This window comes from Pseudocitrobacter vendiensis (assembly GCF_943590815.1).
In the GTDB taxonomy this organism is placed as follows: Bacteria; Pseudomonadota; Gammaproteobacteria; order Enterobacterales; family Enterobacteriaceae; genus Pseudocitrobacter; species Pseudocitrobacter vendiensis.
In genome coordinates this window covers 235,543-257,520 of the sequence record NZ_CALSBS010000004.1, presented here as the reverse complement: position 1 = coordinate 257,520, position 21,978 = coordinate 235,543, and the positions used below count along the sequence as shown (strand labels likewise).

At 53.1% G+C, this 21,978-nt stretch carries 21 protein-coding genes and 3 tRNA genes; 15 read left to right on the top strand and 9 right to left on the bottom strand.

Annotation, left to right across the window (positions count from 1 at the left end; translation table 11 throughout):
* The first annotated feature begins 170 nt into the window (after positions 1-170).
* From pobA to bglJ, 3 genes are all read left to right on the top strand, one after another.
* Positions 171-1,361 (top strand): 4-hydroxybenzoate 3-monooxygenase, encoded by a 1,191-nt coding sequence (gene pobA, locus NMC31_RS07275; protein ID WP_149462973.1) that lies wholly within the window; start codon positions 171-173, stop codon positions 1,359-1,361.
* A gap of 352 nt (positions 1,362-1,713) precedes the next feature.
* Entirely contained in the window at positions 1,714-2,433 is a 720-nt protein-coding gene (locus NMC31_RS07270; protein ID WP_149462974.1) for a helix-turn-helix transcriptional regulator, read from the top strand.
* A complete protein-coding gene (gene bglJ, locus NMC31_RS07265) occupies positions 2,397-3,077 on the top strand; it encodes a DNA-binding transcriptional activator BglJ (protein WP_253897439.1) in 681 nt (226 codons plus the stop codon). Before NMC31_RS07270 ends, bglJ begins: the two co-directional genes overlap by 37 nt.
* Before the next feature lie 40 nt (positions 3,078-3,117).
* Here the strand turns inward: bglJ and NMC31_RS07260 are convergent, their stop codons facing one another.
* Positions 3,118-3,576 carry a YbaK/EbsC family protein gene (locus NMC31_RS07260; protein WP_253897438.1) on the bottom strand — a complete coding sequence of 153 codons (459 nt, stop codon included), beginning with the start codon at positions 3,574-3,576 and terminating at the stop codon, positions 3,118-3,120.
* Positions 3,577-3,867: 291 nt separating this feature from the next.
* Between NMC31_RS07260 and NMC31_RS07255 the strand changes: the two genes are divergently transcribed.
* Positions 3,868-5,211 carry a PTS sugar transporter subunit IIC gene (locus NMC31_RS07255; RefSeq protein ID WP_149462976.1) on the top strand — a complete coding sequence of 448 codons (1,344 nt, stop codon included), beginning with the start codon at positions 3,868-3,870 and terminating at the stop codon, positions 5,209-5,211.
* A 111-nt stretch (positions 5,212-5,322) separates the two neighbouring features.
* On the opposite strand, the gene fhuF is transcribed toward NMC31_RS07255, so the two are convergent.
* Both fhuF and NMC31_RS07245 read right to left on the bottom strand, forming a co-directional pair.
* Positions 5,323-6,111, bottom strand: a complete 789-nt coding sequence (fhuF, locus tag NMC31_RS07250; protein WP_253897437.1) for a siderophore-iron reductase FhuF — start codon at positions 6,109-6,111, stop codon at positions 5,323-5,325.
* Between the two features lie 102 nt (positions 6,112-6,213).
* Positions 6,214-7,278, bottom strand: coding sequence for a GGDEF domain-containing protein (locus tag NMC31_RS07245; protein WP_253897436.1), 1,065 nt, complete (start codon positions 7,276-7,278; stop codon positions 6,214-6,216).
* A 248-nt stretch (positions 7,279-7,526) separates the two neighbouring features.
* Between NMC31_RS07245 and NMC31_RS07240 the strand changes: the two genes are divergently transcribed.
* On the top strand, positions 7,527-7,757 hold the full coding sequence (locus NMC31_RS07240; RefSeq protein ID WP_149462979.1) for a DUF1435 domain-containing protein: 231 nt from the start codon (positions 7,527-7,529) through the stop codon (positions 7,755-7,757).
* A 41-nt stretch (positions 7,758-7,798) separates the two neighbouring features.
* On the opposite strand, the gene NMC31_RS07235 is transcribed toward NMC31_RS07240, so the two are convergent.
* From NMC31_RS07235 to rsmC, 4 genes are all read right to left on the bottom strand, one after another.
* Positions 7,799-7,885, bottom strand: a tRNA-Leu gene (locus tag NMC31_RS07235).
* A gap of 31 nt (positions 7,886-7,916) precedes the next feature.
* Positions 7,917-8,003 (bottom strand) — tRNA-Leu (locus tag NMC31_RS07230).
* 30 nt (positions 8,004-8,033) lie between these two features.
* A tRNA-Leu gene (locus NMC31_RS07225) sits at positions 8,034-8,120 on the bottom strand.
* Between the two features lie 808 nt (positions 8,121-8,928).
* Positions 8,929-9,960 carry a 16S rRNA (guanine(1207)-N(2))-methyltransferase RsmC gene (rsmC, locus tag NMC31_RS07220; protein WP_253897435.1) on the bottom strand — a complete coding sequence of 344 codons (1,032 nt, stop codon included), beginning with the start codon at positions 9,958-9,960 and terminating at the stop codon, positions 8,929-8,931.
* A 121-nt stretch (positions 9,961-10,081) separates the two neighbouring features.
* On the opposite strand from rsmC, the gene NMC31_RS07215 reads away from it, so the two are divergent.
* From NMC31_RS07215 to NMC31_RS07180, 8 genes are all read left to right on the top strand, one after another.
* Positions 10,082-10,519: a DNA polymerase III subunit psi gene (locus tag NMC31_RS07215; protein WP_253897434.1), complete on the top strand. Its 438-nt coding sequence runs from the start codon at positions 10,082-10,084 to the stop codon at positions 10,517-10,519.
* The gene (rimI, locus tag NMC31_RS07210) at positions 10,464-10,910 is read left to right on the top strand and encodes a ribosomal protein S18-alanine N-acetyltransferase (protein ID WP_149462982.1); all 447 of its coding nucleotides are present in this window, start codon (positions 10,464-10,466) and stop codon (positions 10,908-10,910) included. Before NMC31_RS07215 ends, rimI begins: the two co-directional genes overlap by 56 nt.
* An 18-nt stretch (positions 10,911-10,928) precedes the next feature.
* Positions 10,929-11,606 (top strand): pyrimidine 5'-nucleotidase, encoded by a 678-nt coding sequence (yjjG, locus tag NMC31_RS07205; protein ID WP_253897449.1) that lies wholly within the window; start codon positions 10,929-10,931, stop codon positions 11,604-11,606.
* 91 nt (positions 11,607-11,697) lie between these two features.
* Positions 11,698-13,287 (top strand): peptide chain release factor 3, encoded by a 1,590-nt coding sequence (gene prfC / locus NMC31_RS07200; RefSeq protein ID WP_149462983.1) that lies wholly within the window; start codon positions 11,698-11,700, stop codon positions 13,285-13,287.
* Between the two features lie 329 nt (positions 13,288-13,616).
* Entirely contained in the window at positions 13,617-14,213 is a 597-nt protein-coding gene (gene osmY / locus NMC31_RS07195; RefSeq protein ID WP_253897433.1) for a molecular chaperone OsmY, read from the top strand.
* A gap of 103 nt (positions 14,214-14,316) precedes the next feature.
* On the top strand, positions 14,317-14,478 hold the full coding sequence (locus tag NMC31_RS07190) for a DUF1328 domain-containing protein (protein ID WP_007373037.1): 162 nt from the start codon (positions 14,317-14,319) through the stop codon (positions 14,476-14,478).
* Positions 14,479-14,884: 406 nt separating this feature from the next.
* Positions 14,885-15,658 carry a TatD family hydrolase gene (locus tag NMC31_RS07185; protein ID WP_253897432.1) on the top strand — a complete coding sequence of 258 codons (774 nt, stop codon included), beginning with the start codon at positions 14,885-14,887 and terminating at the stop codon, positions 15,656-15,658.
* Positions 15,659-15,820: 162 nt separating this feature from the next.
* Positions 15,821-17,098, top strand: coding sequence for a NupC/NupG family nucleoside CNT transporter (locus NMC31_RS07180; RefSeq protein ID WP_253897431.1), 1,278 nt, complete (start codon positions 15,821-15,823; stop codon positions 17,096-17,098).
* On the opposite strand, the gene NMC31_RS07175 is transcribed toward NMC31_RS07180, so the two are convergent.
* Positions 17,093-17,956 (bottom strand): YjjW family glycine radical enzyme activase, encoded by an 864-nt coding sequence (locus tag NMC31_RS07175; protein WP_253897430.1) that lies wholly within the window; start codon positions 17,954-17,956, stop codon positions 17,093-17,095. The two genes, NMC31_RS07180 and NMC31_RS07175, sit on opposite strands and share 6 nt — an antisense overlap.
* Positions 17,928-19,478, bottom strand: coding sequence for a YjjI family glycine radical enzyme (locus tag NMC31_RS07170; protein WP_253897429.1), 1,551 nt, complete (start codon positions 19,476-19,478; stop codon positions 17,928-17,930). The genes NMC31_RS07175 and NMC31_RS07170 overlap by 29 nt, the downstream gene beginning before the upstream one ends.
* A 246-nt stretch (positions 19,479-19,724) precedes the next feature.
* Between NMC31_RS07170 and deoC the strand changes: the two genes are divergently transcribed.
* Together deoC and deoA are read left to right on the top strand one after the other, a co-directional pair.
* Positions 19,725-20,504 (top strand): deoxyribose-phosphate aldolase, encoded by a 780-nt coding sequence (gene deoC / locus NMC31_RS07165; RefSeq protein WP_149462989.1) that lies wholly within the window; start codon positions 19,725-19,727, stop codon positions 20,502-20,504.
* A 143-nt stretch (positions 20,505-20,647) separates the two neighbouring features.
* A complete protein-coding gene (gene deoA / locus NMC31_RS07160; protein WP_253897428.1) occupies positions 20,648-21,970 on the top strand; it encodes a thymidine phosphorylase in 1,323 nt (440 codons plus the stop codon).
* Positions 21,971-21,978: the final 8 nt, after the last annotated feature.

Sequence of the window (21,978 nt, the reverse complement as noted above, 5' to 3'; positions counted from 1 at the left end):
GCGGGATATAATTTGATACTCGCCACAGTTTGTGAAAATTGTTGAAAAGTGCAGCTTTTGAACAGGTTTTTCCCTTCTTTTCCCTCGCGCCCTTATCAAAAATGCATGAATAAACTTTATGCATACATAAAACAAACAAATTATTAACTTATCCGATATGAGGCGACCCTATGAAGACACAAGTAGTGATTATTGGCGCGGGGCCTTCTGGGCTGCTATTGGGGCAGTTGCTGCATAACGCGGGTATTCAGACGTTGATTTTGGAACGCCAGACGCCGGACTACGTATTGGGGCGTATCCGCGCCGGCATTCTGGAAAGCGGCACGGTTGGCTTGCTGCGCGAAGCGGGCGTGGCGAAACGGATGGATGCAGAAGGGCTGGTGCATCACGGCGTGGAGTTTTTGTTTAACGGCAACCGCATTCCGGTGCCGTTAAGTGAACTGACCGGTGGCAAGAGCGTGATGGTTTACGGACAAACTGAAGTGACACGTGACCTGATGGAGGCCCGGCAGTCCAGCGGCGCGCCAGCTATTTATGGGGTGAGCGATGTGCGTATCGATGACATCAAAAGTGACAGCCCAACAGTCACCTTTACCAAAGGCGGCGAAAACTGCCGCGTTACCTGCGATTTTGTCGCCGGTTGCGATGGCTTTCACGGCGTTTCGCGGCAAACTATTCCGCGCGAAATTTTACGGGAGTATGAAAGTGTCTGGCCTTTCGGTTGGTTGGGGATGCTGGCCGATACGCCACCGGTGAATCCGGAACTGATCTACGCCCATCACGAACGCGGGTTTGTCCTTTGTAGTCAGCGCTCACTAACTCGTAGCCGTTATTACTTACAGGTACCGTTAACGGAAAAAGTCGAACAGTGGTCTGACGAACGCTTCTGGCAAGAGCTGAAATGCCGCCTGCCAGAGGAACTTAGCCAGAAGTTAGTGACTGGTCACTCACTTGAGAAGAGTATCGCGCCGCTGCGCAGTTATGTGGTGGAACCGATGCAGTATGGCCGCCTGTTCCTGGTGGGCGATGCTGCGCACATCGTTCCGCCAACGGGCGCGAAAGGGTTAAATCTGGCGGCGTCGGACGTCAATTATCTGTGGCGCATCCTGTGCCAGTATTATCAACACGGGCGGGCCGACCTGCTGGATCGCTACTCGCAGCTGGCGCTCAACCGCGTCTGGAAAGGTGAACGGTTTAGCTGGTTTATGACCCACCTGCTGCACGATTTCCAGGATAAGAGTGAATTTGATAAAAAAATGCAGGAAGCGGATCGCCAGTATTATCTGGGCTCACGCGCTGGCCTGACGACAATTGCAGAGAACTATGTTGGGCTACCGTATGAGGCGGTAGAGTCGTTGTAAATGTTTGCCCCCTCACTTATATCGATTAAAAGTGAGGGGCATAGTAGTACATTTAATTAATCCAAAAATAAAATAACTATCAAGTGAATCATACGTTCAATTAATGTTTTAATTATAGCTTACGCGCTTATTCATTTTTTCTAATTGCATTTGGATTACCATTTTATAAACAATGTGACATATTATATCGGTTAACCTTTTGCCGTGACGGCTCTTATTTAATTATAGCAATTTGATCTAATTTATTAAGGCAAGAAAAGGTATTACTGGAACAAGGAAGAACAGGTCCTTTTTAACAAATCTCCCTTACCGGTGAGCGTAAAAAGGATCGTCGATTGGATGCGGAGGTTTTATGTTACAAGGATACTGCAAGTTCGGTGTCGTTATCAGTAAGATACCAGTGATGCAATCTGGGTTAAGTGCGATCATGACCACGCATTTCCCTGATTATGAATTGAATGTTTGTCACTCTCTGGAAGAGCTCACGCTGCTCCAGCTTCGACGGGCTGATCTGGTGCTGGTTGATCTTTCGGGTGATATTCATCAGCCGAACAATGTTTGCGAGCAATATTACTCCTTACTGTCACAATACCGTGATATTCATTGGGTTTTTCTCGTCGGTCGTCAACATTATTCCCTTGCCGTTGAATTCCTGATGCGTCCGGAAAGCACACTGTTGTCTGATTCTGATCCCGTTGAGCGCGTCGTGATGGCGATTCGTCAGGGCGGTGTTTCTGCGGAACGCATTAGCCAGACGTTACTGGTGCCGGACTACAATGATATTCATGCTGAAAATGAAAAAATGGTGATGCTGACCCTGTCGGAACGTAAAGTTTTACGTCTGCTGGCGAAGGGGTGGGGGATTAATCAAATCGCCACGCTGTTGAAAAAGAGCAATAAAACGATCAGTGCACAGAAGAACAGCGCTATGCGTCGGTTGTCATTGCGCAGCAACGCTGAAATGTACGCCTGGATCAACAGCACTCAGGGAATGAAGGAACTCAATCTCTACTCAGCATATGGAGAACCGGCAGAATGGAAAAGCATCACGGAAAGCAGCATGTCGCTATAGTCGAACCCTGCGTGATGGCGGAAGTCGGCCTGCGTCATTTGTTAGCCGCCTCTTCCAGAAGCCCCTATGTATTTCATTTTTTCCGTTCTGCTGATGCGTTAAGAGAATCGATGCTGAACGACGACTATTTTGCCGTGATTTGTTGTCTGTCAGGTACGCGTGAATTACGCCTCGAGAGTCTGTTGATTCAGGATGAAATTGCGAACAGCAGGTCAGACATTATTCGCATCATTCTGGCTGGCGATCAGCCAGAGGTGGAACTGATTAAGCAACTCTCCCCAACGTTGCTCAACGGTGTGGTGAGCAAATCAGAGCCGCTCTTCCGGCTGAAGAATACTATCCTAGAACTTTTGCGTAGCGGCGGTACGCAACAGCCCGCGCAGGACGAAAGCGATATCACCGTGCATCACCGCTTTTTAAGCCCTACCGAACGGGCCATTTTACGTTATATGACCTGCGGTTATTCTTTAACGGATATCGCCGAGCGGCTTGAGCGAAATATTAAAACTATTCGCGCGCATAAATTTAATGCCATGGCGAAACTGGGTGTCAATTCTGACATCGGCTTGCTAAGTGCGGCGGATTTACTGATGTCATTGCCCGATCGGGAAGGCTTATCCGACGACCTGTCATATCTCTTGTAGCTGAAACCGGAGCGTAAACCCAAGCTCCGGCACAGGTGTCTTACAAACACACATCTACCCAGGTCGCGTCGGTAAGCTGCGCAATGCGTTCGGGGGATATCCGCACGGCGCTGTGCGTGGATCCGGCGGCAGGCAGGACTTCTGCATACTGCTGCAAAGACACATCACAATAAACGGCGAGCGGGTTTTCCAGGCCAAACGGGCAGACACCGCCAACCGGGTGGCCTGTCAACGTTACGACTTCATCGCTACTTAGCATCCGGGCTTTTGCGCCAAAGGTGGTTTTCAGCTTTTTGTTATCCAGACGAGCATCGCCTTTTGCCACGATCAGAATGACCTGCTCTTTGACTTTCAATGACAGCGTTTTGGCGATCTGGCCGGGTTCGACCTGATGGGCCTCGGCGGCCAGGGCGACGGTAGCGGTACTTTGTCCTGATTCGATAATCTCAATATCGGGGGCGTGCTCGGCGAAGAATTGCTGCACAGATTGCAGGCTCATTGGGATCTCCTGAAAAATTGTGGCGTTCAATCTGTCATAAGCCTCGAATCCTGTAAATATTTGCCGTGAGGGAATCGGATAAAACCGCGTTTTCTGGATCTCCTTCACAATCACTGCAACCGGTTACAGTAACCGGTTGCAGTTCCGTTGAGAGGAGATTAAAACTGTGAGTGTCATTTACGCTGTACCCAATAATAAAAGCCCTGTACGACGTGTCGCGTAACACGCGTTTGTATAGCGGCAAAATCGTTGTTGCTGTGCTTACGTCTCAAGCCTGTCAGGAGGGCTGCTATGTCTGCTGGTCACACTGCGTTTAATTTAATTTTCCGGTTCGTTGAAAACTACGTCAGCCCTGTTGCCGGGCGTATTTCCTCGCAACGTCACGTGATGGCAATTCGTGACGGCTTTATCTCTGCGATGCCGTTTATGATTGTCGGCTCGTTCTTGCTGGTCTTCGCCTATCCGCCGTTTTCGCCAGATACCACCTGGGGCTTTGCCCGCGCGTGGTTAGATTTAGCGAAAGAGTTTGAAGGTCGTATTCTGACGCCGTTCGATATGACGATGGGGATTATGTCTATCTACATCTGTGCGGCGATTTCTTATAACCTTGGCAAACATTACGAAAAATCCCACCAGCTCGATCCATTTATGTGCGCCATGTTGTCGATTATGGCGTTCCTGCTGGTTGCTGCGCCGAAAACCAATGGCACGTTGCCGGTTGATAGCCTTGGCGGAACAGGGATTTTCACCGCCATTCTGGTGGCCATTTATTGCGTTGAGCTGATGCGCTTTTTGAAAGCGCACAACATCGGTATCCGCTTGCCGGATCAGGTGCCGCCGATGATCAAAAACTCATTCGACCTGCTGATTCCGGTGCTGGTGGTGGTGCTGACGCTCTATCCGCTAAGCCTGCTGATTCAGAGCCAGTTTGACATGCTGATCCCGCAGGCAATTATGTCGCTGTTTAAACCGCTGGTATCGGCGGCGGATTCCCTGCCAGCGATTCTCCTCGCCGTACTGATTGGTCACCTGCTGTGGTTTGCGGGTATTCACGGGGCGGCGATTGTCTCCGGGATGTTGCAGATGTTCTGGCTGACCAACCTTGGCCTGAACCAAACTGCGCTGGCACAGGGCGCGCCGTTGCCGCACATTTTTATGGAAGCATTCTGGACCTTCTTTATTGTTATCGGTGGCTCAGGGGCGACCATGGGGCTGGTGTTCTGCTACCTGCGTAGCCGTTCAGCGCATCTGCGCTCTATTGGCCGTTTGAGCGTCGTACCGAGCCTGTTCAACATTAACGAACCGGTGATTTTCGGTACGCCAATCGTGATGAACCCGGTGTTCTTTATTCCATTCCTGTTAGCGCCAATGGTTAACGCCGTACTGGCCTGGGCTGCAATGAAACTGGACCTCATTGGCCGCGTGATCTCGGTTGTGCCGTGGACGGCTCCGGCACCGATCGGCGGGGCATGGGCCTTAGGCTGGGATTTCCGCGCGGCAATTCTGGTGGTGCTGTTAGCATGCGTGTCTGCCATCATCTACTACCCGTTCTTCAAGGTGTATGAGAAGCAGTTGCTGGCGCAGGAAGCGGAAGAAGCGCAGCGTGCGGCTGAAGAGAGCCAGCAGGTTGCGTAACGGTTGAGTCGGGATTGTTGCCGGGTGGCGCTGCGCTTACCCGGTCTACCGGTGATTTTCCATATTTTGTAGGCCTGATAAGCGTAGCGCCATCAGGCATTTCGCGTTCGATTATTTCAGCGTGCAGTCACCGCATTGCTGAACATCCGGCAGGCGGTAACGCTGACAGCAGGTACGGCGAACCAATAACCCTTCGCGTGGCACAACGGTGCGCCATAGCGGATTGTCCTGGCCGCAGGAAAGGGTTTTCGCGAAGAAGAGTTGTTGGCGCAAGTTGTTAACTTGTTCTTCGCCCAGCACGGTTTTCATCTCACCCAGATACCAGTTAATCAGATAGCCGGTATTGCTCCAGATAAGTTTTCCGTTAATGTCTCCCGTGGCTTCAAGGGCCTCAACAACCGGGATCAACGCCTGTTTAATCAGCATTTCCATGCGATGTGAGGACGACGCCTGGCTGGCATGTTCATCTTCCTGCACATCGACCCAGAAACAGGCTGCACGGCCCGTTTCATGAAATTCGACGTGAAAATGTGCCGGTGAGAGGTCAAGCGCAGCCTCTTCGGTCAGCAACGCCAGCATCAGCGGCGGCACCATCAGGCCGATATACCATTGCGCCCACAACGAGATCAGCGGTTTGTTCTCTCGCGTCATGGTGGGCTGGTTACGGTAGATGTGATCGGAATAGAGCGCCAGCAGTGAGCTCAGCTCCGTGGGGCGCATCCACTCCGCCAGAGTTTTAGCGTGCGCCGGGTGAGGCTCATCAAGTTTGAAGCATTCCAGCATATGCGGGCGCTGTTCGGCGATTTTGTCGCGCACGGACCCAGCCAGCGTTTGCTCACGTGTTGGAAGCGGCGCTCGCCAGATAATATCCTCTGCAATCGGTGCGGAACGATAGGCCATAGAATTCGCTGGATACAAATCTAAATGATAATGATTGCCAATCCTAGCTATAGATAAAACCGAGCGCAAGGAATTTGTGTTCTTTACACTCGGGTTGTGATGTTAGTACTGGGGGAGGGCGTCGCTGGTCAGTATATGGTTGCGGCCCAGGCGCTTGGCCTCATAGAGGGCTTTATCAGCGTTTTCAAGCGCTTTATCAATCTCTTCGCCTTCCAGTGGGGCGATGCCAATACTGATGGTCACGTTGGTGGCCACGCTGGCGTTCAGAATGTGCGGAATTTTCAGATCATACACTTTCTGGCGGATGCGCTCTGCGGCGCGTTGGGCGCTATCTGCATTGCTGTTTGCCAGCAGGACAACGAACTCTTCGCCGCCGAAGCGAGTCACAATATCGCGTGAGCGCACGGCATCGCGTACCGCTGCGGAAACCTGAATCAGCGCCTGATCGCCCATCATATGGCCATAGTGATCGTTATAGGCTTTGAAATGGTCGATATCCAGCAACAGAACATAATGACTTTCCGGTGCCAGTGACATAAGCGTGGCGAAACGGTGCTGGAAGCCACGCCGGTTATACAGCCCGGTTAAGGGATCGAGCATACTTAAATCATTTAGCGTTTCCCGCTCTGCCAGAAGCTTGTGCATCAGGCTTTGAGCAAAGGCGTCGTTACGCTTTTCAATCAGATGCTGAATGCTAATGCCGACAATGGGCAGCGCAAGACAGAATGCCATTCTTGCCCATTGTTCACTGTCACTGAACAGCAGACAGGTGATAAATACTGGCAGTGAGTGAAGCAGGAACGCCACGATATTATTCGAAAAGGCGATGGTGCCAATGAACAATACGTTGAGCAAGACGACGATTAAGAAATTAATTTCATCCGGATGCGTGCCCGGCATTTTTATGACGATGTGCCAGGCCCATAAACAGCCAAAAATAACTGAAATTCCGGGTAGATAGAATTTTCGCTCTGCATTTAACCAGTGCCAGAGTAACAGTACGCTACTTATGCCCAAAATAAACGTGAGGGGAAGCGTAAACGCATGAACTTTATAGATAGGGTTCAATAACGAAAATAGCGACGATACCAGATTGAGAAAAAGGAAGAGCCTCAGCGTGAGCTGATACTTTTTGCTGTGCAAAGACCGCCAGGATTGTACTGTCATAAGAGATCGTGATTAATCTTCTGGTTATTAAGCAAAGGCCGCCAGCTGTGAACGAGACAAAATAGAGCATGCGAGAAGTGCACGCAAACCCCAGGAATTAAGAGGGGGAAGTTTACGGTCGCACAATTTATCACCTTACAACCGCCATGTCATTATACGTAAGAGAAAGTTATCAATTCATGGAGTTCTCAAATGATAAAAATTATCATATGATATTGGTTATCATTATCGATTTAAGAGATGAAACCATGTTGATGAGAACGTTAGGCAGTGGCTGGGGCGTGCTGATCTCAGGAATGGCGATTTTTGTTCTTGGCCTGATCGGGCTATCGATGGACGCCTGGCGTGGGATTATTACCGTTGGCATGCTGCTGAGCTGCGTGATGATCTGGCATCGACAATGGCGTCATTACGTATTGCTGCCGTCGTGCGTCGCGCTGATAAGCGGTTTAATGCTAATTGTGATGAACGTAAAATGATGGAGTAAAACAGGAAAGAACAACTGGGAGAGAACGAGAACTGGTGCGAGGGGGGGGACTTGAACCCCCACGTCCGTAAGGACACTAACACCTGAAGCTAGCGCGTCTACCAATTCCGCCACCTTCGCACAGATATCTCGTTGTTTATATCGCCCTCGTTGGTGCGAGGGGGGGGACTTGAACCCCCACGTCCGTAAGAACACTAACACCTGAAGCTAGCGCGTCTACCAATTCCGCCACCTTCGCACAGTGCGAGCGATATAACGTGGTTTTTTATGGTGCGAGGGGGGGGACTTGAACCCCCACGTCCGAAAGGACACTAACACCTGAAGCTAGCGCGTCTACCAATTCCGCCACCTTCGCATACCATCGATACCGTAAAAAGTATCGTTACCACGGAGGCGCATTCTAGAGATTTTCAGCTTGACGTCAATAGTTAATTATTGGATGTCGCGCGATTGCTGCAAAAAACGGCGATTATTCTGTGCCTGATGCGCTTCGCTTATCAGGCCTACGGGATCGGCAGGTCGGATAAGGCGGTACGCCGCATCCGGCAAGGGTGCGGAACAGCGCCTGATGCGCTTCGCTTATCAGGCCTACGGGATCGGTAGGCCGGATAAGGCGGTACGCCGCATCCGGCAAGGGTGCCGAACTGCGCCTGATGCGCTTTGCTTATCAGGCCTACGGGATCGGTAGGCCTGATAAGGCGGTACGCCGCATCCGGCAAGGGTGCCGAACAGCGCCTGATGCGCTTTGCTTATCAGGCCTACGGGATCGGCAGGTCGGATAAGGCGGTACGCCGCATCCGGCAAGGGCGCGGAACATCGCCTGATGCGCTTTGCTTATCAGGCCTACGGGATCGGCAGGCCTGATAAGGCGGTATGCCGCATCCGGCAACTGCGCGGAACTGCGCGGAACTGCGCCTGATGCGCTTTGCTTATCAGGCCTACGGGATTGGTAGGCCGGATAAGGCGGTATGCCGCATCCGGCAACTGCGCGGAACTGCGCCTGATGCGCTTTGCTTATCAGGCCTACGGGATTGGTAGGCCGGATAAGGCGGTACGCCGCATCCGGCAACTGCGCGGAACTGCGCCTGATGCGCTTTGCTTATCAGGCCTACGGGATCGGCAGGCCGGATAAGGCGGTACGCCGCATCCGGCAAGGGTGTCGATTAGGCTTTCTTCGCCTGACGGGTCATGATGGCGCGATACACCTTGAAGCGACCGGTCTGCGCGATAACTTCGTGGAAACCAAAGGTTTCGTCGAGGATCGCCGGGTACGGCAGGAAGGCGTTCGCCACAATGCGCAGCTCACCGCCGCTGTTCAGATGACGCACGGCGGTACGAATCAGCGTTTGTGCGGCATCGAGGCTGGTTTGCAGGCCATCGTGGAACGGCGGGTTGGAGATAATCATATCGAAGCGGCCTTTTACTTCGGAGAAGACGTTGCTGGCAAATACTTCACCTTCAAAGCCGTTCGCCGCAAGGGTTGCGCGGCTGGCTTCAACCGCTGACGCGCTCACGTCGCACAGGGTTAAACGCACTTTTGGCGAATGGCTGGCAAGCATCGCGGCTAACACGCCCGCGCCGCAACCGACATCCAGCACTTTACCTTTGGTGTGCGGCGTCAGGGTGGAGAGCAACAGCTGGCTGCCCACGTCCAGCCCATCGCGGCTAAATACGCCCGGCAGCGTTTTGATAGTCAGGCCGTCGAGCTGATACTCGCCCCACTGTTTTTCCACATCAAATGTGGTCTGTTTTTCCAGACGACCATGGTACAGGCCGCAGCGACGGGCGCTGTCGACTTTGTTCAGCGGTGCGTAATCCGCCAGCATCTGTTCGGCGCTGCGCACGCCGCTGCGGTTTTCACCGACCACAAAAATATCGGTGCCGAGCGGCAGCAGTGACAGAATATTCATCAGCTGGAACTGGGCTTCTGGCTTGTTCTTCGGCCAGTAATAAATAAAGGTGTCGCAGTCGGCGACATCTGCCGCTTCGGCCACCAGGCTGTAGCGCACCTTTTCGCCCATTTGCTGGCTCAATACCTGCCAGTGGTGGAACTGCTGGGTATGGGCGCGGCTGAATGCCGTGTCGAGGCGGGCAGGCAGGTCATCCTGCAAATCTCCGGCAAACAGAATACGGCTTTGTTCGAAATCATCACTGTGGCGCAGCAAGACTTCACTTGCCGGGGTAAAAGCAGACATGAAAAGCTCCTTCGTTAAACATGGCGGCGATTATACACTGTTGTTTACTCGCGAGCGCGTAATTGGCGCAGTTTCGCTGAGTTTGCTATATTTGCGCCCTTGATAGACAGGAGCGTTTCACATGACATCCCGGCGAGACTGGCAATTACAACAGTTGGGCATCACCCAGTGGTCACTGCGCCGCCCAACGGCGTTGCAGGGAGAGATTGCGATTTCGCTACCGGAGCACATCCAGCTGGTGATGGTCGCCGATGAACTGCCGTCGCTAACGGAACCGCTGATTAGCGATGTACTGCGCGCCTTGCAGCTTACGCCAGACCGCGTCCTGCAACTCACGCCTGAAAAAGTGGCAATGCTACCGCAGGGTAAACGCTGCAACTGTTGGCGCCTTGGTAATGATGAGCCCGTCTCGCTGGAAGGGACTCAGGTTTCAACGCCAGCCTTTAACGAATTAAAAGCCAGCGCGCCAGCACGCGCCGCGCTTTGGCAACAAATTTGCGCACATGAACACGATTTCTACCCTCAGCACGACCGATCTTCCCGCAGCCTGGCAGATTGAAAAACGCGCCCACGCCTTTCCGTGGAGTGAAAAAACCTTCGCCAGCAATCAGGGGGAACGTTATCTGAACCTGAAGCTAACCGTTGGCGACGAACTGGCTGCTTTCGCCATCACTCAGATAGTGCTGGATGAAGCGACGCTATTCAATATTGCGGTCGATCCCGCTTATCAACGTCGCGGGCTGGGTCGTGAGTTACTGGAACACGTGATTGACGACGTCGAGAAGCGTGGCGTCGCCACGCTATGGCTGGAAGTACGCGCCTCGAACGCGCCCGCCATTGCGCTCTACGAGAGTTTAGGTTTTAACGAAGCGACGATTCGCCGCAATTACTACCCGACAGTTGACGGGCATGAAGATGCGATTGTGATGGCTTTGCCGCTCAGTATGTAAGTAAAACAAGGTGATATGATGAAGTGGGACTGGATTTTCTTTGACGCCGACGAAACGTTGTTTACGTTTGATTCTTTCAGCGGCTTACAGCGGATGTTTCTCGACTATAGCGTGACCTTTACCGCCGAAGATTTTCAGGACTATCAGGCCGTAAACAAACCGTTGTGGGTGGATTACCAGAACGGGGCAATCACCTCGTTGCAGCTTCAGCGCCAGCGTTTTGTTGGCTGGGGTGAGCAGCTTAGCGTACCCCCGGAAGAGCTGAACGACGCGTTTATGAATGCGATGGCGGAAATCTGTGCGCCGCTGCCGGGTGCGGCCTCGCTTATCAACACGCTGAAAGGCAAAGTGAAAATGGGGATCATCACCAACGGTTTTACGTCGTTGCAGCAGATTCGCCTTGAGCGCACCGGTTTTCGCAATCACTTTGATTTACTGATTATTTCTGAAGAGGTCGGCGTCGCTAAACCTGACCGCCGAATTTTCGACCACGCGCGGGAATTAGCCGGTAACCCGGACCCCTCGCGCATATTAATGGTCGGTGATACTGCGGCCTCGGATATCCTCGGTGGCATGAACGCGGGATGGTCTACCTGCTGGCTGAATGCGCACCAGCAGCCGCTGCCGGAAGGCATCAAACCCGACTATACCGTTTCGTCATTAAGCGAACTGGAGTTACTCCTGTGTAAACAGTGATTGCCTGTCCCCCTTTGATGGGTAAAATAGCCGCAATTTTTCGTATTTAACGTGCGCAGCGCTTTGCTGCGCCTGGAAAGAAGATCCCATTATGACGTTGTCCCCTTATTTGCAAGAGGTGGCGAAGCGCCGCACTTTTGCCATTATTTCCCACCCGGATGCCGGTAAAACGACGATTACCGAAAAAGTTCTTCTGTTCGGACAGGCGATTCAGACTGCGGGTACGGTAAAAGGCCGTGGCTCCAGCCAGCATGCGAAATCTGACTGGATGGAGATGGAAAAACAGCGTGGTATTTCTATCACCACGTCGGTGATGCAGTTCCCGTATCACGATTGCCTGGTGAACCTGCTGGACACCCCAGGGCACGAAGACTTCTCGGAAGATACTTATCGTACCCTGACGGCGGTGGACTGCTGCCTGATGGTTATCGATGCTGCGAAAGGCGTAGAAGATCGTACCCGTAAGCTGATGGAAGTCACCCGTCTGCGCGATACGCCGATCCTCACCTTTATGAACAAACTCGACCGTGATATCCGCGACCCGATGGAGTTGCTGGATGAAGTGGAAAACGAGCTGAAAATCGGCTGTGCGCCGATCACCTGGCCGATTGGCTGCGGCAAACTGTTTAAAGGTGTTTACCATCTCTATAAAGATGAAACCTATCTTTATCAGACCGGTAAAGGCCACACCATTCAGGAAGTGCGCATCGTAAAAGGGCTGAATAACCCGGAACTGGATGCCGCTGTCGGTGAAGATCTGGCGCAGCAACTGCGTGATGAACTGGAGCTGGTTCAGGGCGCATCGAACGAATTCGATGAAGAGCTGTTCCTGGCCGGTGAAATCACCCCGGTATTCTTCGGTACCGCATTGGGTAACTTCGGTGTTGATCACATGCTGGATGGCCTGGTGGAGTGGGCGCCTGCGCCGATGCCGCGTAAAACAGATACCCGTGAAGTTGTTGCAGCTGAAGAGAAGTTCTCTGGCTTCGTCTTTAAAATTCAGGCCAACATGGACCCGAAACACCGTGACCGCGTAGCGTTTATGCGTGTCGTTTCGGGTAAGTATGAGAAAGGCATGAAGCTACGTCAGGTGCGTATTGGTAAAGACGTGGTCATTTCTGACGCGCTGACCTTTATGGCGGGCGACCGTTCTCACGTGGAAGAAGCCTATCCGGGCGACATTATCGGCCTGCATAACCACGGCACCATTCAGATTGGTGACACCTTCACCCAGGGCGAAATGATGAAGTTCACCGGCATTCCGAACTTCGCGCCGGAACTGTTCCGTCGTATTCGTCTGCGCGATCCGCTGAAGCAAAAACAGTTGCTTAAAGGGCTGGTACAGCTTTCAGAAGAGGGCGCAGTACAGGTCTTCCGGCCTATCGCCAACAACGATTTGATCGTCGGCGCGGTGGGTGTGCTGCAGTTTGACGTGGTTGTGGCGCGCCTGAAAAGCGAATACAACGTTGAAGCGATTTACGAATCGGTGAACGTCGCCACTGCCCGTTGGGTAGAAGGCAAAGACGTGAAGAAATTCGAAGAGTTCAAACGTAAGAACGAAGTGCAACTGGCGCTGGATGGTGGCGATAATCTGACCTATATCGCGCCAACGATGGTTAACCTGAACCTGACGCAGGAACGTTACCCTGATGTCGAGTTCCGCAAAACTCGCGAGCACTAATCTCCCCCGGAAGCACGGCCAGCGCCGTGCTTCCGCGTTTTACTCCTCCCTTTTCCCTTCTGCGGAAAGTTCTTAATTGCACCCCATTCTCATGCACTTTGCTGGTTTTTTAGTCAATTACGCCTGCAAGCTGCCGAGAGTGTTCTATATTTAACAGAGTGATGAGCGAGTTGCTGGTTTAATGCACTTTGTTATTTGTAAATCTTAGCGTATTAACCCATCAAAAGTACTTATCGCAGTATGTATAACTACTAACAGGACGGGTGTCGTCCTCAACAGCATGACGGCCACTGTGTCGGGTGCTCAAAAACCGGGCAATACAAGGAGATATGATGATGATTAAGATGAAAATGGGAAAAACGTTGCTGGCCGTCATTCTGGGCTCTGCGGTGATGAGCGGTTCTGCATTGGCTGAAAGCAATGCGGCCACTGACGCGGGACAGAAAGTTGACAGTTCGATGAACAAAGTCGGCAACTTTATGGATGACAGCGCCATCACCGCGAAAGTAAAAGCGGCGCTGGTTGATCATGATGCGATTAAAAGCACCGATATTTCGGTGAAAACCGAAAACAAGGTCGTGATCTTAAGCGGTACGGTCGACAACCAGTCTCAATCAGACCAGGCGACGTCCCTGGCAAAAGGGGTTGAGGGTGTAAGCAGCGTTGAAAACAAACTGACTATCCGTGAAGGCAAAGCGGACAGCATGAAAGGCTATGCAGGTGATGCGGCAACCACCAGTGAGGTGAAGGCCAAACTGCTGGCTGATGACATTGTCCCGTCATGCAAAGTGAAAGTTGAGACCACCGACGGCGTCGTGACGCTGACCGGTACGGTTGAATCTAAAGCGCAGGTGGAACGCGCGGAAAGTATTGCCAAAGCCATTGACGGTGTGAAAAGCGTAGAAAATGACCTGAAAACGCCGTAAGGCTGTTCAGGAAAATATTGAAGTATTTTTAATTTTTAAGATTGCTGGTGTCGCCTGAGTGCGTTGTTAAGCGGTGACATTAACTTAGGTAAAGGAGAATCGTATGTTTCGTTGGGGCATTATCTTTCTGGTTATCGCGTTAATTGCCGCTGCACTGGGCTTTGGTGGTTTAGCGGGTACCGCAGCAGGCGCGGCGAAAATTGTATTCATCGTCGGTATCATCCTGTTCCTGGTCAGCCTGTTTATGGGCCGCAGACGCCCGTAGCGTTTGATACAGACAATTTATAAAGCCAGTCTTCGAACTGGCTTTTGTCGTTTATGCGCAGCTGCCGGATGGCGGCGTACCGCCTTATCCGGCCTACAAATGCCGCAAATGTTGGTTGGTGAGGTCACTGGATTCAAGGAACCGTAGGCCTGATAAGCGTAGCGCCATCAGGCGCAGTTCGGCGCGGCTGCCGGATGGCGGCGTACCGCCTTATCCGGCCTACAAATTCCGCAATTGCTGGTTGGTGAGGTCACTGGATTCAAGGAACCGTAGGCCTGATAAGCGTAGCGCCATCAGGCGTAGTTCGGCGCGGCTGCCGGATGGCGGCGTACCGCCTTTTCCGGCCTACAAAACCATTAATCAAATGGGGTACACTGAAACGCTGCACGTTGCCGGAGAAAACCGCATGACCTTTCGTTTTATCGATACCCATTGTCACTTTGATTTCCCGCCGTTCACCGGTGATGAAACGGCAAGCCTGGCGCAGGCCGCGCAGGCGGGTGTCGAAAAAATTATTGTTCCGGCAACAGAAGCATTGCGTTTTGATACGGTGCTTTGGCTGGCTTCCCAACATCCGCCGCTGTATGCCGCACTGGGTCTGCATCCTATTGTCATTGAAAATCATGATGACAGAAGCCTGGAAGCACTGGAGACGGCGCTGGCGTCAAAGCCGGAAAAACTGATTGCCGTCGGCGAGATTGGTCTCGATCTCTATCGTCAAGACCCGCAGTTTGAACGCCAGCAACAGTTGCTGGATGCGCAACTGCAACTGGCGAAAAAGTACGATTTGCCCGTGATCCTGCATTCACGTCGAACCCATGACAAACTGGCGATGCATCTTAAGCGTCATGCGCTGCCACGTACGGGAGTAGTACATGGTTTTTCCGGCAGCCTGCAACAGGCGGAGCGATTTGTCGAACTGGGGTACAAGATTGGCGTCGGCGGCACGATCACTTACCCGCGAGCCAGCAAAACGCGCGCTGTTATGGCACAACTTCCGCTCAGTGCACTGGTGCTGGAAACAGATGCGCCCGATATGCCGTTAAACGGTTATCAGGGGCAGCCCAATCGCCCGGAACGCGTAGCGCAGGTGTTCAATGAACTTTGCACGTTACGGGATGAAGCTCCCGCTGAAATTGCTGAGGCCTTATGGCGTAACAGCAGTCAGCTCTTTTTCTGATTTGTGAAGGGCTAATGTGATTTAAGTCTCAATATTTACTTTTGCTCTCTGGGTATTGCGTAAAATATGTGATGTCACGCGAGAAGGATAGTGACGGAACGTTATAATCGTGGCGCGTTATGTTGCTCCATTTTTCAACGTTTCAATACACAGGGACTCTGTATGCAAATCCTCATGGGACTTATCGGCATGGTGGTGCTGCTGGCCATTGCCTTACTTCTGTCCAATAATCGTCGAGCGATCAATCTCCGAACTGTGCTGGGTGCCTGGCTGATTCAGGTTGGAATTGGTGCGCTTATTCTCTATGTTCCCGCCGGGCGCAAGGTGCTGCTGGCGATGTCCGAAGGCGTGGCGAACGTCATCGCTTATGGTAACGAAGGTATCGGCTTCCTGTTTGGTGGGCTGGTATCCGATAAAATGTTTGAAGTCTTCGGCGGTGGCGGCTTTGTTTTCGCGCTGCGCGTGCTGCCGGTTATCGTCTTCTTCTCCTCGCTGATCGCGGTGCTTTACTATCTCGGCATTATGCAGTTTGTCATCCGAATTCTGGGTGGTGCGCTGCGTGCCGTGCTGAAAACCTCGCGTACGGAATCGCTCTCCGCGACGGCGAATATTTTCGTCGGGCAAACCGAAGCGCCGCTGGTGGTGCGTCCGTACATCGCGACCATGACGCGTTCTGAACTGTTCGCGGTGATGTGTGGTGGCCTGGCGTCTGTGGCAGGTTCTGTGCTGGCAGGCTACGCGCAGATGGGCGTGCCGCTGGAGTATCTGATTGCCGCATCGTTCATGGCGGCACCGGGCGGCCTGCTGTTTGCGAAAATCATCGTGCCGGAAACGGAAAAACCTAATGATTCGCCGAATCTGGAAGCTGAAGCCAACAATCCGGATGCTCCGGCTAACGTTCTGGATGCTGCGGCTTCTGGCGCCGCTTCTGGTATGCAACTGGCATTAAACGTGGGGGCGATGCTGCTGGCATTTATCGCGCTGATTGCTCTGTTGAACGGCATGCTCTCCGGGATTGGGGGTTGGTTTAACCATCCGGAACTGTCGCTGCAGATGATCCTCGGTTGGGTCTTCTCACCGCTGGCGTGGGTGATTGGCGTACCGTGGAGCGAAGCAACCGTGGCGGGCTCATTTATCGGCCAGAAGCTCATCATCAACGAGTTTGTGGCTTATATGAACTTCGGCGAATATCTTAAGCCAGATGCCGAGGTGACAGCTGCGGGATTACAGGTTATTTCTGCCCACACTAAAGCGATTATTTCGTTTGCCCTGTGCGGCTTTGCGAACCTGTCGTCAATTGCGATTCTGATTGGCGGATTGGGCGGCATGGCACCGAGTCGTCGCCAGGATATCGCCCAGCTTGGTCTGCGCGCCGTGGCGGCGGGGACGCTCTCAAACCTGATGAGCGCCACCATCGCCGGGGTGTTCCTCGCACTATAAATACAGCGCCGGAGGGATAATCTGTTTTATCCCTCTGGCCCGTAGCGCCTGCGCCAGTGCGTCAATGTCGTCTGGCCCGGCGCTGCGCCACATTTTAGCCTCGCCATAAACGCCGTGCGCATGAAAGGCATTTAGCCGCACCGGCACCTTACCCAGTTCGTGAATAAATGCGCTTAACGCCTCTATCTCTTGCAGATAATCAGTTTGTTGCGGAATAACCAACAAACGCAATTCTGCCAGTAAGCCACGCTCTGCCAGCCAGCGAATGCTCGCCTTGATACGCTGATTGCTTCGCCCAGTTAGTGACTGATGCGTATTCTCACTCCAGGCTTTTAAATCCACCATCACGCCGTCGCATAACGGACTGAGTTTCTCCCAGCCAGCCATGGAAAGCTCGCCGTTGCTGTCGACCAGGCAGGTGAGATGACGCAGGGCCGACGACTGGCGAATCTGTTCAAACAGCGCGCAGACGAACGGTAACTGCGTAGTGGCCTCGCCACCGCTGACGGTGATGCCCTCAATAAATGGCGCGGCGCGGGCGATCTGCTGGAGAATCTGCTCCATGCTCCAGAGCTGGGCCATTGGCGTTGCCTGTTGTGGACATATTTGCAGGCAGGTGTCGCATTGCTGGCAGGCATCCTCCTGCCAGTAAACGCGTCCCCCCTGAATGGAAAGCGCATCGTGTGGGCAATGCAAAACACATTCGCCACAATCGTTACAGCGCCCCATCGTCCACGGGTTATGGCAGTTTTTGCAGCGCAGATTACACCCTTGCAGGAACAGGGCCAGGCGGCTGCCTGGCCCATCCACACACGAGAAGGGGATGATTTTACTGACTAAAGCGCATCTGCTGTTCATGACTGACTACTCGCGGTTGGCGTTCCAGAATGCGCGTATTGCGCGCGGCTTCTTCACCCAGCCAGGTGGTATTGATCCGCGAACCGTCGGCGCGATACTTTTCGAGATCCGACAAACGCACCATGTAACCCGTGACGCGCACCAGATCGTTGCCGCTAATGTTGGCGCTGAACTCGCGCATACCCACTTTAAACGCACCCAGACAAAGCTGCATCACCGCCTGCGGGTTACGTTTCACCGTTTCATCAAGCGTCAGGATATCGCTGATCCCCGCCGGATAATGCGCGTGATGTGGCGCAACCGCCAGCAGATGACTCACCGGGTCAGGCTCATCGCCATAAGGCAGACGAGCGCCCGGCGTGGTGCCGATATCGGAGCTGATTCCTGATTGCGCATGCAACATTGCGCGCTGTTGCCAGCCGTAGCGTACGGGCGTCTTCGCGACAAATTCCGCGAGCTGTTCACTGATACGGTAGCCCAGCGCATTGGCCTGAGGATCTTTGCCATAGCGGGCGCGAAGACCGTCTTTCTCGCAGAGAATATTGACCGCTTCCGCCAGAGAATAGATGCCGAACATGGGCACAAAACGATCAGGATCGATCAGACCTTCTGTTACCAGGAAGCTATGATCAAAGAAGTGCGATTGCTCATAGAGGAAGGCGCAGCGGGCGTCGATGATGTCGATTTGCTGCTGGCAGTAGTGCGGCAGCATCTGGCTAAAGAACGCTTCAGTCGAAGTGCTGCGTTTCGCAACCTCCTGCAAATTGAGGCGTACCAGTGTGCTACCACCGCCCGCCATCGGCAGGCTGTTGTAACAGCTCACAATACCATAGTGACCTTTTGTGAAAATATTATCATTTATTGGGCCGTTGGCGATGTGTGGTTTGCTGCACTCACAAATATTTTTGCTGACTTCCAGCAGCAGATCGTCAGGAGTGATTTCTGGATCGTAGATAAAGGTAAGATTTGGCGCGACCTGCTTCAGCTCTGCATCTGCGCGGAGAATAGCGCGCGTTATTGGTGTATCTGCGGGGCCAATATTCACATGCGTGAAGGCATCGGGGAGCGTGCGATCGAGATAGCGCCAGAAACGTTTTATTCGGCTATTGATTTCTTCTTGTGTTAGAATTCTAACATATGGCATCAACAGTTCATCGAGATGCCCGAGGAACACCGGCATGGCAGTCACGGAAGGGACGTGGTGATAAAGAATGGTGAGCAAAGAGAGCGCATCATCCAGATCCTGAGCGCCTTCCAGCTCCAGCCATTCGGAACCGTTTGCCAGAAAACGCGCGTAGTCCGGCAGGACATAACGCGGCTTGTAAGGTGCGTGGCCTTCGAACATATCGCAGATAACGCCCTCCGCCAGCGCGGCTTGCGCAGCGGGTGTTAGCGCCGGATAAGGCAGTGCATTTTCCGCCTCCAGCGCCAGAAAATGGCGTTTCTGTTCCGGGCTTAAAACTGGGCTTGTCACAATTTTCTGGCACTGCTGCAGCAGCGATGAAGAGGTTGATGTTGGCATGGTGTATTCCTCAGGCGAGAGATGGGCGAAGTGTAGGAAAAAGCGCGTAGCGATCTTTTGATCCGATAAGGCGATCCACGTGTTTTCTTACGCTGGAAGAATGAGAAGTTTGATTAATGTCTCATTATGGTTATGCAAATTTGTACGTTTGTTTCATTAACTGTGATGAGTGTCGAAGTGTAAGTGCGGGGGAGTGTTACAATAGTCACATACCCGCAAGGTGAAATTTTAAAGTCGGAGAGCAAAATGACTGATTTAACGGCAAGCAGCCTGCGTGCATTAAAACTGATGGACCTGACCACCCTGAACGAAGACGACACTGATGCGAAAGTGATTGCGCTGTGTCATCAGGCGAAAACCCCGGTCGGCAACACGGCGGCGGTCTGCATCTACCCGCGTTTTATCCCGATTGCGCGTAAAACCCTGAACGAGCAGGGCACGCCGGATATCCGCATCGCCACCGTCACTAACTTCCCGCACGGTAACGACGATATCGACATTGCGCTGGCGGAAACCCGCGCGGCAATCGCCTACGGTGCTGACGAAGTTGACGTGGTTTTCCCGTACCGCGCACTGATCGCTGGCAACGAGCAGATCGGCTTCGACCTGGTGAAAGCGTGTAAAGACGCCTGCGCTGCGGCAAACGTACTGCTGAAAGTGATCATCGAAACCGGTGAACTGAAAGAAGAAGCGCTGATTCGTAAAGCGTCTGAAATATCCATTAAAGCGGGCGCGGATTTCATCAAAACCTCTACCGGTAAAGTGCCGGTTAACGCCACCCCGGAAAGCGCGCGCATCATGATGGAAGTGATCCGTGATATGGGCGTGTCTAAAACCGTTGGCTTCAAACCGGCAGGCGGCGTACGCAGTGCAGAAGATGCGCAGCAGTTCCTGGCGATTGCCGACGAACTGTTCGGCGCAGACTGGGCGGATTCCCGTCACTACCGTTTCGGCGCATCCAGCCTGCTGGCGAGCCTGCTGAAAGCACTCGGTCACGGCGACGGTAAAAGCGCAAGCAGCTACTAAGTAAGATGCTTTGCGCCTGATGCGCTGCGCTTATCAGGCCTACGGGTAGTTACGTCTCGTAGGCCGGATAAGGCGACAGCCGCCATCCGGCAATGCTGACGGGCAAAAACCGCCTTCATACTCTTTTCCTCAGGGAGGTTACCTTGTTTCTCGCACAAGAAATCATTCGTAAAAAACGCGATGGTCATGCATTAAGCGACGAAGAGATTCGCTTCTTTATCAATGGCATTCGCGACAACACCATTTCAGAAGGGCAAATTGCCGCTCTGGCGATGACCATTTTCTTCCATGATATGGCGATTGAAGAGCGTGTTTCGCTGACCATGGCCATGCGTGATTCAGGAACCGTTCTGGACTGGAAAAGCCTTAACCTTAATGGCCCGATTGTCGACAAACACTCGACCGGCGGTGTGGGTGATGTCACCTCGCTGATGCTGGGACCGATGGTTGCCGCATGCGGCGGCTATATTCCGATGATCTCCGGGCGAGGCCTGGGTCACACCGGCGGCACGCTGGATAAACTGGAAGCGATCCCCGGGTTTGATATTTTCCCTAGCGATGATCGTTTCCGCGAGATTATTAAAGACGTGGGTGTGGCGATTATTGGGCAGACCAGTTCGCTCGCACCGGCGGATAAACGTTTTTACGCCACCCGCGACATTACCGCAACGGTGGATTCCATTCCGCTTATCACCGCGTCTATCCTCGCCAAAAAGCTGGCAGAAGGTATCGATGCGCTGGTGATGGATGTGAAAGTGGGCAGCGGCGCATTTATGCCGACTTACGAACTTTCTCAGGCGCTGGCCGAAGCGATTGTTGGCGTGGCCAACGGCGCAGGTGTGCGCACGACCGCGTTGCTGACCGACATGAATCAGGTGCTGGCGTCCAGTGCGGGTAACGCTGTCGAAGTCCGCGAAGCGGTGCAGTTCCTGACGGGGGAATACCGCAACCCGCGTCTGTTTGACGTCACCATGGCACTGTGCGTGGAAACGCTGATTTCCGGCAAGCTTGCCAAAGACGACGCAGAAGCGCGCGCCAAATTGCAGGCGGTGCTGGATAACGGTAAAGCGGCAGAGGTATTTGGCCGGATGGTCGCTGCACAAAAAGGCCCAACGGATTTCGTCGAAAACTACGCGAAATACCTGCCGACTGCGATGCTCAGTAAAGCGGTATATGCTGACAACGAAGGTTTTGTCGGTGCGATGGATACCCGCGCACTGGGTATGGCTGTCGTGGCGATGGGCGGCGGACGCCGCCAGGCTTCAGATACACTCGATTACAGCGTCGGCCTGACCGACATGATTCGCCTGGGTGACAGCGTTGACGGTCAGCGTCCGCTGGCAATCATTCATGCGAAAGATGAAAACAGCTGGCAGGAAGCGGCGAAAGCGGTCAAAGCGGCCATTCGCCTTGACGACAAAGCGCCAGAAATTACACCGACAGTCTATCGTCGAATCACTGAATAGCGATATAC